Source organism: Pseudomonas sp. NPDC087626 (genome assembly GCF_044743405.1).
GTDB lineage: Bacteria > Pseudomonadota > Gammaproteobacteria > Pseudomonadales > Pseudomonadaceae > Aquipseudomonas.
Map to the genome: position 1 here is coordinate 94,907 of NZ_JBIUWJ010000009.1, position 14,487 is coordinate 109,393.

The following is a 14,487-nucleotide window of genomic DNA, read 5'->3' on the forward strand; positions in this document are numbered from 1 at the left end:
TTAACAACAATAATGAGTCTGCGAGGCCTTCCGTGATCCAGTTTTTACTCAACCAGGAACTCCGTAGCGAGCACGCCCTGGACCCCAACCTGACTGTGCTCAACTACCTGCGCGAGCACTTGGGCAAGTCCGGCACCAAAGAAGGTTGCGCCAGCGGTGACTGTGGCGCGTGCACTGTGGTGGTCGGTGAACTGCAAAGTGATGACGCCGGCCGCGAACATATTCGCTATCGCAGCCTCAACTCGTGCCTGACGTTTGTCTCCTCGCTGCATGGCAAACAGTTGATCAGCGTCGAAGACCTCAAGCATCAGGGCCAACTGCACAGCGTGCAGAAGGCCATGGTCGAATGCCACGGCTCGCAGTGCGGCTTCTGCACGCCGGGGTTTGTCATGTCGTTGTTCGCCCTGCAGAAAAACAGCGACCAACCCGACGCCCACAAGGCCCATGAAGCCCTCGCCGGCAACCTCTGCCGCTGCACCGGCTACCGGCCGATTCTCGAAGCCGCCGAACAGTCCTGCTGCGGCAAACAGCCCGACCAGTTCGATGCCCGTGAAGCCGAGACCATCGCCCGCCTGAAGGCCATCGCCCCCACCGACATCGGTGAACTCAACTGCGGCGACAAACGTTGCCTGGTGCCGTTGACCGTGGCTGACCTGGCCGACCTCTATGACGCCTATCCGCAAGCCCGGCTGTTGGCCGGCGGCACTGACCTGGCGTTGGAAGTCACCCAGTTCCACCGCACCCTGCCAGTGATGATCTACGTCGGCAATGTCGCCGAAATGAAGCGCATCGAACACTTTGCCGATCGCCTGGAAATCGGCGCGGCCACCGCCCTCTCCGACTGCTACGAGGCCCTCAAGGCCCAATACCCGGACTTCGGCGAACTGCTGCAACGCTTCGCCTCGCTGCAGATCCGCAACCAGGGCACCCTGGGTGGCAACATCGGCAATGCCTCGCCCATCGGCGACTCGCCACCGCTGCTGATCGCCCTGGGCGCACAGATCGTGCTGTGCAAAGGCAACACCCGCCGCACCCTGGCCCTGGAAGACTATTTCATCGATTACCGGGTTACCGCGCGCCAGGAAAGCGAGTTCATCGAGAAGATCATTGTGCCGCGCGCCAGTGCCGTGCAGCAGTTCCGCGCCTATAAAGTGTCCAAGCGCCTGGACGATGATATTTCCGCGGTCTGCGCCGCCTTTAACCTGCGCATCGACAACGGCGTGATCGCTGACGCCCGCGTCGCCTTCGGCGGTATGGCCGCCACCCCGAAACGAGCCAAAAGCTGCGAAGCGACACTGCTCGGTTCGACCTGGAACCATGCCACCGTCGAAGCCGCGTGCGCGGCCCTGGCCGAAGATTTCACCCCGCTCTCGGACTTTCGCGCCAGCAAGGAATACCGCCTGCTCAGCGCGCAGAACCTGCTGCGCAAGTATTTCATCGAGCTGCAAACACCGCACATCGAGACCCGGGTGACCGCTTATGTCTAATCATCACGCCGTAGAGAAGACCCAGGCCGAACTGGCTGAACTGTTCGCCAAGGACCTGACCACCGGGGTCGGCCGTAGCGTCAAGCACGACAGCGCCGCCAAACACGTGTCCGGTGAAGCCCAGTACATCGATGACCGGCTGGAGTTTCCTAACCAGTTGCACGTCTATGCACGCCTGTCGGACCGCGCCCACGCAAAAATCATCAGCATCGACACCCAGCCCTGCTACGCCTTCGAAGGCGTGCGCATTGCCATTACCCATGCAGACGTGCCGGGCCTCAAAGACATCGGGCCGCTGTTGCCGGGCGATCCGCTGCTGGCGATCGATGACGTGCAATTCGTCGGTCAACCGGTGCTCGCCGTCGCGGCGAAAGACCTGGAAACCGCGCGCAAGGCCGCCATGGCCGCGATCATCGAATACGAAGACCTGGAACCGGTGCTGGACGTGGTCGAAGCCCTGCGCAAACGCCACTTCGTACTCGACAGCCACACTCACCAGCGCGGCGACTCGGCCACTGCGCTGGCCACCGCCGAGCATCGCATCCAGGGCACGCTGCACATTGGCGGCCAGGAACACTTCTACCTGGAAACCCAGATTTCCTCGGTGATGCCGACGGAAGACGGCGGCATGATCGTCTACTGCTCGACCCAGAACCCCACCGAAGTGCAGAAGCTGGTGGCCGAAGTCCTCGACGTGTCGATGAACAAGATCGTGGTCGACATGCGCCGCATGGGCGGCGGTTTCGGCGGCAAGGAAACCCAGGCCGCCAGCCCGGCGTGCCTGTGCGCGGTGATCGCCCACCTGACGGGCCAACCGACCAAGATGCGCCTGCCGCGGGTCGAAGACATGCTGATGACCGGCAAGCGCCACCCGTTCTACGTCGAGTACGACGTCGGCTTCGACAACAGCGGGCGCCTGCACGGTATCGCCCTCGACCTGGCGGGCAACTGCGGTTGCTCGCCGGACCTGTCGGCCTCCATCGTCGACCGGGCGATGTTCCACTCCGACAACTCGTACTACCTGGGCGATGCGACCATCAATGGTCACCGCTGCAAGACCAACACCGCCTCGAACACCGCCTACCGTGGTTTCGGCGGCCCTCAGGGGATGGTCGCCATCGAAGAAGTGATGGACGCCATTGCCCGTCACCTGGGGCTCGATCCGCTGGCCGTGCGCAAGGCCAACTACTACGGCAAGACCGAGCGCAACGTCACCCACTACTACCAGACCGTCGAGCACAACATGCTCGAGGAAATGACCGCGGAACTGGAAGAAAGCAGCCAGTACGCCGAGCGTCGCGAAGCGATCCGCCGCTACAACGCCAACAGCCCGATCCTGAAAAAGGGCCTGGCGCTGACCCCGGTGAAATTCGGCATTTCCTTCACTGCCAGCTTCCTCAACCAGGCGGGCGCACTGATCCACGTCTACACCGACGGCAGCATCCACCTCAACCATGGCGGCACCGAGATGGGCCAGGGCCTGAACATCAAGGTCGCGCAGGTAGTGGCCGAAGTGTTCCAGGTGGAAATCGATCGCGTACAAATCACCGCGACCAACACCGACAAGGTGCCGAACACCTCGCCGACCGCAGCCTCCAGCGGTGCCGACCTCAATGGCAAGGCGGCGCAGAATGCCGCAGAAATCATCAAGCAGCGCCTCGTGGAGTTCGCCGCGCGCAAGTATGAAGTCAGTGAAGCCGACGTGGAGTTCCACAACGGCCACGTGCGGATTCGGGATCACATCCTGACCTTCGAAGCGCTGATCCAGCAGGCGTATTTCGCCCAGGTCTCGCTGTCCAGCACCGGCTTCTACAAGACTCCGAAAATCTTCTACGACCGCAGCCAGGCCCGCGGCCGTCCGTTCTACTACTTCGCCTTCGGTGCGGCCTGCTGCGAAGTGCTCATAGACACCCTGACCGGCGAATACAAAATGCTGCGCACCGACATCCTGCATGATGTCGGCGCCTCGCTGAACCCGGCCATCGACATCGGCCAGGTCGAAGGCGGCTTCATCCAGGGCATGGGCTGGCTGACCATGGAAGAGCTGGTGTGGAACAACAAGGGCAAGCTGATGACCAACGGCCCGGCCAGCTACAAGATCCCGGCGGTGGCCGACATGCCGCTGGACCTGCGGGTCAAGCTGGTGGAAAACCGCAAGAACCCGGAAGACACGGTATTCCACTCCAAGGCCGTGGGCGAGCCGCCATTCATGCTCGGCATCGCCGCCTGGTGTGCGATCAAGGACGCGGTGGCGAGCCTGGGCGACTACCGGCATCAACCAAAGATCGACGCCCCGGCGACCCCGGAGCGGGTGTTGTGGGGCTGCGAACAGATGCGCCAGTTGAAGGCGGTGAAGCCAGTCGAAACTGAGTCTGAGTTGGCTCCGCTTTGAGACCGCGTCGCGCCCTTCGCGGGCAAGCCCGCTCCCACAGGGTCATGTGCTGACTGATGGACCGGTACAAATCCAATGTGGGAGCGAGCTTGCTCGCGATAGCGGACTAACAGACACACAGATGTCGAGGTGAACATGTACAACTGGATCGACGCCCTCGCCGACCTGCAATCCCAGGGCGAAGCCTGCGTCCTGGTGACCATCATCGAAGAGCTCGGCTCGACGCCGCGCAACGCTGGCTCGAAAATGGTCATCAGCGCCACGCACACCTACGACACCATCGGTGGCGGGCATCTGGAATACAAGGCGATGCAAATCGCCCGGCAGATGCTGTCCAGCGGCAAGCAGGACACCCACCTGGAGCGCTTCAGCCTCGGCGCTAGCCTCGGCCAGTGCTGTGGCGGCGCCACCGTGCTGTTGTTCGAACCCATGGGCCAGGTGCAGGCACAGATCGCCGTGTTTGGCGCCGGTCATGTCGGCCGCGCCCTGGTGCCCCTGCTCGCCAGCCTGCCCTGCCGGGTGCGCTGGATCGACTCGCGGGATGCTGAGTTCCCGGAACACATTCCCCATGGCGTGCGTAAAATCGTCAGCGAAGACCCGGTGGACGAAATCGACGACCTGCCGGCGGGCAGCTACTGCATCGTCATGACCCACAATCACCAGCTCGACCTGGAGCTCACGGCCGCCATTCTCAAGCGCAACGACTTCGCCTACTTCGGCCTGATCGGCTCGAAGACCAAGCGCGTGAAGTTCGAACACCGCCTGCGCGATCGCGGATTCGACACCAGCACCGTGCAACGCATGCGTTGCCCGATGGGCATCGGCGAAGTCAAAGGCAAATTGCCTGTGGAAATTGCCATCTCCATCGCCGGCGAAATCATCGCCACCTATAACGCGAATTTCGGCCAGGGCACCGCTCGCGCCGAACCCATTGCCAAACTGCTGCCCGCCTCACGCCGCAGTCAAGCCACGAACTGAGAACCCCCATGCCTTCGACTCGCAAAGCCTACCGCGCCGCCATCCTGCACAGCATCGCCGACCCTGCCGTGGTCGGCATTGAAGCCTCTTACCAGTATTTCGAAGATGGCTTGCTGGTCACCGAAAACGGCCGAATCAGCGCCCTCGGCCATGCCAGCGAGCTGCTGGCCAGCCTGCCGGCGGACATTGAAGTGGTCCACCACAAAGACGCCTTGATTACCCCTGGCTTCATCGACACCCACATCCACCTGCCGCAAACCGGCATGGTCGGTGCGTATGGCGAACAATTGCTGGACTGGCTCAACACCTACACCTTCCCTTGCGAAAGCCAGTTCGCCGACAAGGCCCACGCCGAAGAAGTCGCCGGGATCTTCATCAAGGAACTGCTGCGCAACGGCACCACCACTGCCCTGGTGTTCGGCAGCGTGCACCCGCAATCGGTGGACTCGTTCTTCGAGCAGGCGCAAAAACTCGACCTGAGGATGATCGCCGGCAAGGTGATGATGGACCGCAACGCGCCGGAATACCTGACCGACACCGCTGAATCCAGCTACGAGCAAAGCAAGGTGCTGATCGAGCGCTGGCACGGCAAGGGCCGTCTGCACTACGCAGTGACCCCACGCTTTGCGCCGACCAGCACCCCGGAGCAACTGACCCTCGCCGGCCAGTTGCTCAGCGAGTACCCCGACCTGTACATGCAGACCCACATCAGTGAAAACCTGCAGGAGATCGAATGGGTCAAGGAGCTGTTCCCGGAGCGCAAGGGCTACCTGGATGTCTACGACCATTACCAGTTGCTGGGTGAGCGCTCGGTGTTCGCCCATGGCGTGCACCTGTGTGACGACGAATGTGCACGGCTGGCCGAGACCGGCTCGGCGGTGGCGTTCTGCCCGACTTCCAACTTCTTCCTCGGCAGCGGCCTGTTCAACCTGCCGATGGCCGAGAAACACAACCTCCTCGTCGGCCTTGGTACCGACGTCGGTGCCGGCACCAGCTTCTCGCTGCTACACACCCTCAACGAAGCCTACAAAGTCATGCAACTGCAAGGCGCACGCCTGAGTCCGTTCAAGTCGCTGTACCTGGCGACCCTCGGCGGCGCCCGCGCGCTACGCCTGGAAGACCGGATCGGGACCCTGCAACCGGGCACCGACGCCGACTTCCTGGTGCTCGATTATCACGCCACACCGCTGCTCAGCTACCGCCTGCAACAGGCGAACAACATCGCCGAAACCCTGTTTGTATTGATGACCCTGGGGGATGACCGGACGGTGCTGCAGACTTATGCGGCGGGTAATCTGGTGCATCAGCGCTAGGTTTCCACAGGCATAAAAAATCCCCCTGCGCTTTGCAGCCTGGGGGATTTTTCTTGTCTGTCAGATTGCTATCGTCGGAACGCCGCCCGGAGCAAGCCCGCTCCCACAGTGATCTTCGGTGATTACAAAATTCCAGTACACCACAGACCTTGTGGGAGCGGGCTTGCCCGCGATTGGCGCGACACAATTTCGGATCAGAGCTTGGCGGGTGAGCGGCCTGGCTTCTTGGTCTGCAGCAGATGGGAGAACACCGCGTGCAGGTCGTCCGAGGCGCTTTCTTCGTCGAGGTTGAGCTTGCTGTCGATGTGATCCATGTGATGCATCATCAGGTTCACCGCCAGCGTCGCGTCGCGGGCTTCGATGGCATCGATCAACTGGGTGTGTTCGTCGTAGGAACAGTGCGAGCGGTTACCGCTTTCGTACTGGGCAATGATCAACGAAGTCTGCGACACCAGGCTGCGCTGGAAGCTGATCAACGGCGCGTTTTTCGCCGCCTCGGCCAGCTTCAGGTGAAACTCCCCGGAAAGGCGGATACCCGCACCGCGGTCACCGCGCGAAAAGCTGTCGCGCTCGTCGTTGACCATCTGGCGCAACTCGCTCAGCTCTTCGGCGCTGGCGTGTTCGACCGCCAGTTCAGTAATCGCCCGCTCCACCAGACGTCGGGCCATGAACACCTGGCGCGCTTCGTCGACACTCGGGCTGGCAACCACGGCGCCACGATTCGGGCGCAACAGCACCACGCCTTCGTGGGCCAGACGCGACAGGGCGCGGCGAATGATGGTGCGGCTGACCCCGAAAATCTCTCCCAGCGCCTCTTCGCTCAATTTGGTACCGGGCGCCAGGCGCTGTTCGAGGATGGCCTCGAAGATATGCGCATAGACAATATCGTCCTGGGTTCCGCTGCGGCCGGCTTTGCCTGCTCGCGGTTGTTTCTTGAGGGGCTGCAACTGTTCGTTCATGGGCACTCGAGTTGGGAGAACTGCGGCGAAGAGACCGTGACTGTAATACGTCACAGTGGGTCGCTGGCAAGTATCGCGTAAAAAACACGGCATATTGTACACAACTGCAGGTGGCAACACGACTGTACGGCCATATACGCCCCCGGCTGTATTGCAACGATCAGTTACGTTTGAGTTTAGGCTTGAACTCGCAAAACGCCTGCCCGCTTCACTCGCGGCCTACAAGACACAAGGAACAGCGCTGTCATGAACGACGCCACCCGCACCCAGCTCCGCCCGCTGGCCGATACCTCACCCTCGGCCATTGTCGCCGGCTTCATCGCAATGATGACCGGCTATACCAGCTCCCTGGTGCTGATGTTCCAGGCCGGACAGGCCGCCGGCCTGACCAGCGGGCAGATTTCCTCGTGGATCTGGGCCATCTCGATCGGCATGGCGGTGTGCTCCATCGGCCTGTCCCTGCGTTATCGCACCCCCATTACCATTGCCTGGTCGACGCCGGGCGCTGCGCTGCTGATCACCAGCCTGTCGGGGGTCAGCTACGGCGAAGCGATTGGGGCCTACATCACCTGCGCGGTGCTGGTAACGATCTGCGGCATGACCGGCAGCTTCGAACGCCTGGTGAAACGCATTCCGGCGTCGCTGGCCGCAGCCTTGCTGGCCGGGATCCTGTTCAAGATCGGCAGCGAGATCTTCGTCGCTGCCCAACACCGTACCGGCCTGGTCCTGGGGATGTTTTTCACCTACCTGGTGGTCAAGCGCCTGTCGCCGCGCTACGCGGTGCTGGCGGCGCTGTTGATCGGCACGGCCTTGTCGGGGTTCATGGGCCTGCTGGACTTCAGCGGCTTCCACCTCGAAGTAGCGACGCCGGTATGGACCACCCCGCACTTTTCCCTCGCCGCGACCATCAGCATCGGCATCCCGCTGTTTGTGGTGGCCATGACCTCGCAGAACATGCCCGGCATCGCGGTGCTGCGCGCCGATGGCTATGACGTGCCGGCCTCGCCGCTGATCACCGCCACTGGCGTTGCCTCGCTGCTACTGGCGCCGTTCGGCTCCCACGGGATCAACCTGGCGGCCATCAGCGCAGCAATCTGCACCGGGCCGCACGCCCATGAAGATCGCAACAAGCGCTACACCGCGGCGGTCTGGTGCGGGATTTTCTACGGCATTGCCGGGGTCTTCGGGGCAACGTTGGCGGCGCTGTTCGCGGCCCTGCCCAAGGAGTTGGTGCTGTCGATTGCCGCACTGGCGCTGTTCGGTTCCATCATCAATGGCCTGAGCATTGCCATGAGTGAAACCCGGGAGCGTGAAGCGGCGCTGATCACCTTCATGGTCACGGCATCGGGGCTGACGCTGTTTTCCATTGGCTCGGCGTTCTGGGGGATTGTCGCGGGGGTGGTGACGCTGATGATTCTGAATTGGCGCAAAGCCTGATAGATAAAAAACGGCGACCCGAGGGTCGCCGTTTTTTTCAACTTATTCATGTAGCTCCAGGGAGTAAAAACTGTATAAACACTCTGACCCAATGCAATAAAAAAATTCACACGAAGCAGCAGAGTGTTATTACCTTTTTGAGTGGCTAACAAGTCGCTCGACAAAAAACTCTACATGCCCTCTTGGAGCGCCCAGCAATGGCCACGCGTCAGCCTTGAGTGCTACCTCCTGAAAGGCTTTACTGCATTTGCATCGCGGATGTCTCTCGTAAACCGCCCGCCGTGTCTGCGCCGCATTACGTACATATTCGTCGTAAGGAATTGCTCCCGCATACTCCAGGAAAACATCCAGGAAGTGGTCCGTGAGCTTAATAAGCTTGGCAAACAAATTCTGCCCTTCCAGAGGGTTGATCTCCATGTTGGCCAACACCCTGAAGCGCTTCATTCCGTGCTCATGATTAAGTACTTTGATCAACGCGTAAGCCCCGGAGATGGACGCCGGCTCATCGCATACAATCACCAAGACTTCATGGGCAGCTCGAATGAAGCTGACTACCGGTTCGCCAATACCCGTGGCGGTGTCGATCACCAGCACGTCCAGGCTGTCCGCTATCTCGCTGAATGCCTGTATCAGGCCTGAATGCTGAGCCCGCGACAGGCGCACCATACTCGGGACACCTGAACCAGATGCGACTACGCGCACTCCTCCCGGCCCGTCCATCAAGGTATCGGACAATTCACAGCGGCCCTCGATCAGATCGACAAGCGTATACCGTGGCACAAGCCCCAATTGGACGTCGACATTCGGGAACTCAAGGTTTGAATCCAGCAAAACGACGCGGCGCCCAAGCTCCGCCAGCGCCAATGATAGATTCACCGCCACAGTAGTTTTGCCTACACCGCCCTTACCGCTGGCGATAGCGATAACTTGTACAGCGTGCTCGGTATCCATACTGACTTTTCAACTCCATATTTAACGCTGACAAGCAATTGAATTCCTTAAATCATCAAGTTCCAAGTCTTCCAGAATCAGCCATTAACGACTGCTCAGCCACAACCACCGCACATAAGTTCGCGCTCGCCGATCAGGCGTCCTGATCGCCGAATGGATGGCTAATATCCAGAAAAAAACAGACTGAAAAAATTGAATACTGTAAAGACCGACGCACCAACCAAGATCAAAGCGGACACTATTTTCTTTTTTAACAACGGTAAACGTCCCTGTTATCGATGTATAAAACTGAAACGGGGATAGCACACCCGGACATGCCCCGATTATGCGCCAGGTGATAGCACTGCGCTATGCCAAGCAACGTTCAAGCGCTGCTTTGAGCAGCACCTGACGTGCATCGGTAATCAGCCAAGGGGTCGGTGTGCAGGGATCCACCGGCTGACCCGGGTGCTTTGGCTCAAACGCCGACCACCAGCTTGGGTGCCGGCAGCGCCTCGCCAGTCCGCCCATAGACATCCTCCAGGCGCTCGATGTCGTCCTCACCGAGGTAGCTGCCGGACTGCACCTCGATAATCTCCAGCGGGATTTTCCCGGGGTTGGCCAGGCGGTGCACCGAGGCGATCGGGATGTAGGTGGACTGGTTTTCGGCCAGCAGGAACACCTTATCGTCACACGTCACCTGGGCGATGCCGGATACCACGATCCAGTGCTCGGCGCGGTGGTGGTGCTTCTGCAGCGACAGCTGCGCGCCGGGCTTCACGGTGATGCGCTTGACCTGATGGCGAGTACCGTTGTCCACCGAGTCGTAGCAGCCCCAAGGTCGATTGACCGCACAATGGCTCTGGGTTTCCGAGCGGCCCTTCAGATCCAGGCGGTTGACCAGTGCTTTGACGTCCTGAACCGAGTTCTTGTGGGTAATCATCACCGCATCCTTGGTTTCCACTACCACCAGATCGTCCACACCGACCAAGGCCACCAGCTTGCTGCTGCTGTGGACGAAGCTATTGCGGCTGTCGTGGATCATCACATCGCCCTTGAGCACGTTGCCGGCCTGGTCCTTCTCATGCACGTCCGACAGAGAGGACCAGTTGCCCACGTCGCTCCAGCCGGCGGCGAGCGGCACCACGCAAGCGCGGGTGGTCTTCTCCATCACCGCGTAGTCGATGGAGTTGTCCGGGCAGCACTCGAAGGTGCCGCTATCGATGGTTATGACATTGCCGGTGCGGTGGCTGCGTTCCAGGGCCAGCGCACAAGCGTCGTAGATGCCCGGCGCATGCTTGAGCAACTCGTCCAGATAACGGCTGGCACGGAACAGGAACATGCCGCTGTTCCAGTAATAGCCACCCGTGCGGACGAGCTCGCGGGCCAGTTCTGCATTGGGCTTCTCGACGAAGTGGCTGACCCGGTAGACGCCGGGATGCATCCCGCCGGCGTCACCGGCACGGGTCGCCTTGATGTAGCCGAAGCCGGTCTCGGGACGCTCGACCGGGATGCCGAACAACACCATCTCCCCTTCCTCGGCCACCGCGCGCGCCACTTCCAGTGCCTCGCGCAGCGCCGGTTGGTCCTCGATCACATGGTCAGCGGGCAGCACCAGCATCAGTTCGTCGCGGCCCTCGGCCAGCAGTTGCAAGGCGGCCATAGCCACGGCCGGCGCGGTATTGCGGCCGAAGGGTTCGAGCAGTGTCGAGTGCCCCTCGACGCCGATCCGCTCCAGTTGCTCGTTGACGATAAAGCGGTGCTCAAGGTTGCACACGATCAGCGGGCTCTGCATACCTTCGAAGTCCAGGCGCTGCAGGGTCTGCTGGAACAGCGAATGCTCGCCGGTCAGGGCGAGGAACTGCTTTGGATACTGCTTGCGCGAAAGGGGCCACAAGCGCGAACCACTACCACCAGAAAGAATTACCGGAATCATGGGAGAAGCCTCATTAAAGTTCCATTTCAAATTAATACTTGTCCCCGCCGAGGCCCTGCCTCGGACTACCGGGAGAGTGAATGCATCGATGCGATCAAGGGTTGAACAACTGGGTGATATCCCCTCCTAGCCGATAGGTCTCCAGCGGCTCCAGAGAGCGCCGCCACGAATCGGTCTCGGCCGAGCAGCGATAAAGTGCGCAGTAGGGCTCCAGCCAGGCGAACTTGCCGTCCTCCTGCATATCCTCCAGTTCCTGCGGGTAGCCGGACCGGGCCTCGAAAAGGCGCGGGTTGTGCACGCCACTTTCGACCCGCTGGGCGAGCCGCTGCAGGGCACCACCGTTGTCGCCACGCAGATCCAGCCCGTTGGCCTCGGCGAATGCCGCGATCATTACCAGCGGCCCCAGGCTGTAGTTGTGGTAGGCAAGCGCCCGGGTCTGCCGGGACAGCTCCAGCGGCAGGTAGCCATCGGCGTCGACCTGCTCCATACCATGGCGGTACTGCTCGACCGCCCAGTCGAACAGGTCCTGGCGGTCGAGCACCACGGCGCTTGCCATCACCGCCCAGGCAGCCCAGTACTGGTGGTTGTTGCGCCGCTCACGCGGTTGCTCGTTCCAATCGTGCACCACCTGATCGGCGAGCTGGGCGAACCACTGTTCGATGGCGCGAGTTTCGGCCTCATGCCCACGCAAGGGTTCTGAGCCGGAAAACTGTAGCCGCAGATAGGCGGAAGACAGGCTGCCCAGCGCCCATTTGCGCACCGACTTGCCGGTGTGGTTGTAGGTTCGGCTGAGCAGCGCGTCGGCTTCGGCCCATGTGCTCAACCAGGTCAGGGCGCAGTCGGCGTATTCCTGACGGCCATCCTCCAGATACTTGCCGACCAGTTTGCTCACGCCGCTTTCCAGCGTACGCACATCGCCGGTCAGCCGCTTGTAGCGCGCAGCGGCTTGCGGGTTGAGCTTGTCCCTGGCCGAGTCCGAGCCTTCGTACTTGCTCGGGAACAGCAGGTCGCCCGAATAGGGCGCGGGTACCTCGGGACAGGCCGACACCTTGTCCTTGGGGGACGGAGCGGCCAGGTAGTAGCCGCTGGGCGGCACCAGGTTGGCGCCGGCGTTGCGCTCCAGGGGCTTGCTGCAGCCGCCGGCCAGCAACAGGGCCAGGCCGGTGAGCGCCATCCGCGAGCAGATCTGCCAGGGTTTCATAGCCATTCCTCAGTTGGTCGCAACCGGACGCTTGACCCAGGCCGGAGACAACTTGTCGGCGGAACCGGTGACGAACAGGCTGACCACTTCGCCACGCTCCAGCACCAGCGGGTCGAGGTCACGAATCTTGCGGTCGCCAGCGAACAGCGTCAGGCGCACCTTGACCGGGTTGATCTCGCGCTCGCCACGGGCGTTAGCCGAGACCGGGCGGATGACCTCGGTACGACCGTCGGCGGTTTTAATCGACAGGGCGGTATCGGATAGATTCTGCAGGCGCAGCAGGGACTTCTGGCGATTTTTGAACGGCGGCTCCTCCACCAGCTCCAGCGCCCCATCCGGCATCTGCACCAGTGTGTAGTAGCGCTCGGCGTCGAGCTTCACCGCCAGGCTCTTGCTATCTGCGCTGACGGTGTATTTACCGGCCGGCAGGAAGGCGAAATCGCTGCTGCTTTTGGCGCCCAGGTCATTGATGCGGACAGGGCCGAGGTTAGCGTCAAAACTGCTGTTTGCGGCGTTGAAGCCGCGTACGAAAGCCGAGCCATGCGGTGCCGCCGGACCATAGAGCGCCGCTTCGTCAGCCATCACCCACGGGGCGGACAGGCCAAGCAGCAGGCTGCCCAAGCGCAGGGTGTAGGACATCGAGGAAAAAAGGGACATACAGGTACTCCTAGAATTGCAGGACGGGCTCAGTGGAGGTGGAGGTGGCGGTGTGCAGCGCGCGGCTGACCGGCTCCTCGCCGTTGTGCAGCCGGGCGAGCCAGGCCGCGTCGAATCCGGACAGATCGCTGGGTAGCATCAGGTAGCGCTCGGGGAACTCCCAGATCACCAGGCGCAGCCCGGCGAGCTCTTTATCCCCCTGCTGCAGCAGGTTCAGCATGGGCACCAGTGGGCCCTTGCCCTCTTCGGCGTAATTGAGCAGGTCGCTGCCCAGGGCCTGTTTCAGGGCACCGGCGAAGTTCCAGTCCGGGTTGGCGCTGTAACTGGTCCCGACCAGCGCGATCGATGGCAGGGCGTCGACGAACAACTCATCCTCGGCGCTCGCCTCCTGTCCCTCGGCGGCCCGGGTCAGACGTGGGCGCAGGTGCTCGGCCGGTAGTTGCAGGTCGGCGAAGTACGGCTCCAGGGGCAGGAAGCTCAACAGGTCGCCTTTGTGCTCCCGGCTGGCGACAGCCTCGGTGACGAAGGTCTGGTCGCCACGCTGCCAGATACCCTGCCGCGCCAGATGCTCGGCCAGACTCCTGGCCGCGACCTCTGCGCCGAAGGGGGTCCAGTGGCTGTCGGTACGCAGGAACACTGGCTCCTGCGCCTTCGCCTGCTGCAGCGCAGGCAACAGATCCGGCCCGCTCAACCCGGCTTGGCGCATCATGTCGAGGACCTTCGGGTACAGGCTCTGCTGAGTCAGCACGGGTCGCTCGTCATCCAGATGCTCCGGATAGAGTCGAGCCTTGGCTGGCAGGAGCGCCAGCACCAGCGTCACCCCACGACGCTCGAACTCGGCCCGTACGGCGTTCACCAACCGCCAATTGTCCTGCAACTGATCGGGTTTGCTCGCCGGCTTGAACTCCTCGTCCGAGAACAGCCAGCCGTCCTGGCCGATGACCACGCCCTGGCGGCCTTCGCCGAAAAGCGTGTAGTCCGCCAGCGCCCAGAGATTGGTGCCCAGTTGCTTGACCGGAAACTGGGCGTCGTAGTGTTTCTCGAAGGCCAGCGCCAGTTTGCCGTCCAGCACACTGGTTTCACTGGCTGCGGAGAAGCCGAATACCGCGCGCAGGGACCACAGGCAGAGCGCCAGCAGCAGGCTGCAGAAGAGCACGCTGTAGAGCAGGTTCAGGGTTCTGTTCATAGTCGGTTCCC

General features: G+C 61.8%; 11 protein-coding genes. 5 read left to right on the forward strand and 6 right to left on the reverse strand.

Annotated features, from left to right (window positions below; translation table 11 throughout):
• Positions 1-32: 32 nt before the first annotated feature.
• The 4 genes from xdhA to guaD all read left to right on the forward strand — a co-directional run bounded on the left by xdhA (position 33) and on the right by guaD (position 6,170).
• On the forward strand, positions 33-1,487 hold the full coding sequence (gene xdhA / locus ACIOVD_RS10005; protein ID WP_401127384.1) for a xanthine dehydrogenase small subunit: 1,455 nt from the start codon (positions 33-35) through the stop codon (positions 1,485-1,487).
• The gene (gene xdhB / locus ACIOVD_RS10010; RefSeq protein WP_401127386.1) at positions 1,480-3,879 is read left to right on the forward strand and encodes a xanthine dehydrogenase molybdopterin binding subunit; all 2,400 of its coding nucleotides are present in this window, start codon (positions 1,480-1,482) and stop codon (positions 3,877-3,879) included. Before xdhA ends, xdhB begins: the two co-directional genes overlap by 8 nt.
• A 135-nt stretch (positions 3,880-4,014) precedes the next feature.
• Positions 4,015-4,857, forward strand: coding sequence for a xanthine dehydrogenase accessory protein XdhC (gene xdhC, locus ACIOVD_RS10015; RefSeq protein WP_095165434.1), 843 nt, complete (start codon positions 4,015-4,017; stop codon positions 4,855-4,857).
• 8 nt (positions 4,858-4,865) lie between these two features.
• The gene (gene guaD / locus ACIOVD_RS10020; protein WP_401127389.1) at positions 4,866-6,170 is read left to right on the forward strand and encodes a guanine deaminase; all 1,305 of its coding nucleotides are present in this window, start codon (positions 4,866-4,868) and stop codon (positions 6,168-6,170) included.
• Positions 6,171-6,364: 194 nt separating this feature from the next.
• Here guaD and ACIOVD_RS10025 read toward each other — a convergent pair whose 3' ends face one another.
• Complete coding sequence (locus ACIOVD_RS10025; protein ID WP_095165437.1) at positions 6,365-7,129, reverse strand: GntR family transcriptional regulator; 765 nt, start codon at positions 7,127-7,129, stop codon at positions 6,365-6,367.
• A 246-nt stretch (positions 7,130-7,375) separates the two neighbouring features.
• On the opposite strand from ACIOVD_RS10025, the gene ACIOVD_RS10030 reads away from it, so the two are divergent.
• On the forward strand, positions 7,376-8,566 hold the full coding sequence (locus ACIOVD_RS10030; RefSeq protein WP_095165439.1) for a benzoate/H(+) symporter BenE family transporter: 1,191 nt from the start codon (positions 7,376-7,378) through the stop codon (positions 8,564-8,566).
• A gap of 129 nt (positions 8,567-8,695) precedes the next feature.
• Here ACIOVD_RS10030 and ACIOVD_RS10035 read toward each other — a convergent pair whose 3' ends face one another.
• The 5 genes from ACIOVD_RS10035 to ACIOVD_RS10055 all read right to left on the reverse strand — a co-directional run bounded on the left by ACIOVD_RS10035 (position 8,696) and on the right by ACIOVD_RS10055 (position 14,476).
• Positions 8,696-9,517: a MinD/ParA family protein gene (locus ACIOVD_RS10035; RefSeq protein ID WP_159997092.1), complete on the reverse strand. Its 822-nt coding sequence runs from the start codon at positions 9,515-9,517 to the stop codon at positions 8,696-8,698.
• Between the two features lie 457 nt (positions 9,518-9,974).
• A complete protein-coding gene (locus tag ACIOVD_RS10040) occupies positions 9,975-11,432 on the reverse strand; it encodes a mannose-1-phosphate guanylyltransferase/mannose-6-phosphate isomerase (protein WP_401127392.1) in 1,458 nt (485 codons plus the stop codon).
• Positions 11,433-11,526: 94 nt separating this feature from the next.
• On the reverse strand, positions 11,527-12,633 hold the full coding sequence (locus tag ACIOVD_RS10045; RefSeq protein ID WP_401127393.1) for a mannuronate-specific alginate lyase: 1,107 nt from the start codon (positions 12,631-12,633) through the stop codon (positions 11,527-11,529).
• A gap of 9 nt (positions 12,634-12,642) precedes the next feature.
• Positions 12,643-13,290 (reverse strand): alginate O-acetyltransferase AlgF, encoded by a 648-nt coding sequence (locus ACIOVD_RS10050; protein WP_095165445.1) that lies wholly within the window; start codon positions 13,288-13,290, stop codon positions 12,643-12,645.
• A 10-nt stretch (positions 13,291-13,300) separates the two neighbouring features.
• A complete protein-coding gene (locus ACIOVD_RS10055; protein ID WP_401127394.1) occupies positions 13,301-14,476 on the reverse strand; it encodes an alginate O-acetyltransferase in 1,176 nt (391 codons plus the stop codon).
• Positions 14,477-14,487 lie beyond the last annotated feature (11 nt).

Excerpts from the sequence above, each read along its gene's own strand:
- xdhB (WP_401127386.1), top strand. The coding sequence starts at position 1,480 with ATGTCTAATCATCACGCCGTAGAGAAGACCCAGGCCGAACTGGCTGAA.
- xdhC (WP_095165434.1), top strand. The coding sequence starts at position 4,015 with ATGTACAACTGGATCGACGCCCTCGCCGACCTGCAATCCCAGGGCGAA.
- guaD (WP_401127389.1), top strand. The coding sequence starts at position 4,866 with ATGCCTTCGACTCGCAAAGCCTACCGCGCCGCCATCCTGCACAGCATC.
- ACIOVD_RS10025 (WP_095165437.1), bottom strand. The coding sequence starts at position 7,129 with ATGAACGAACAGTTGCAGCCCCTCAAGAAACAACCGCGAGCAGGCAAA.
- ACIOVD_RS10030 (WP_095165439.1), top strand. The coding sequence starts at position 7,376 with ATGAACGACGCCACCCGCACCCAGCTCCGCCCGCTGGCCGATACCTCA.
- ACIOVD_RS10035 (WP_159997092.1), bottom strand. The coding sequence starts at position 9,517 with ATGGATACCGAGCACGCTGTACAAGTTATCGCTATCGCCAGCGGTAAG.
- ACIOVD_RS10040 (WP_401127392.1), bottom strand. The coding sequence starts at position 11,432 with ATGATTCCGGTAATTCTTTCTGGTGGTAGTGGTTCGCGCTTGTGGCCC.
- ACIOVD_RS10045 (WP_401127393.1), bottom strand. The coding sequence starts at position 12,633 with ATGAAACCCTGGCAGATCTGCTCGCGGATGGCGCTCACCGGCCTGGCC.
- ACIOVD_RS10050 (WP_095165445.1), bottom strand. The coding sequence starts at position 13,290 with ATGTCCCTTTTTTCCTCGATGTCCTACACCCTGCGCTTGGGCAGCCTG.
- ACIOVD_RS10055 (WP_401127394.1), bottom strand. The coding sequence starts at position 14,476 with ATGAACAGAACCCTGAACCTGCTCTACAGCGTGCTCTTCTGCAGCCTG.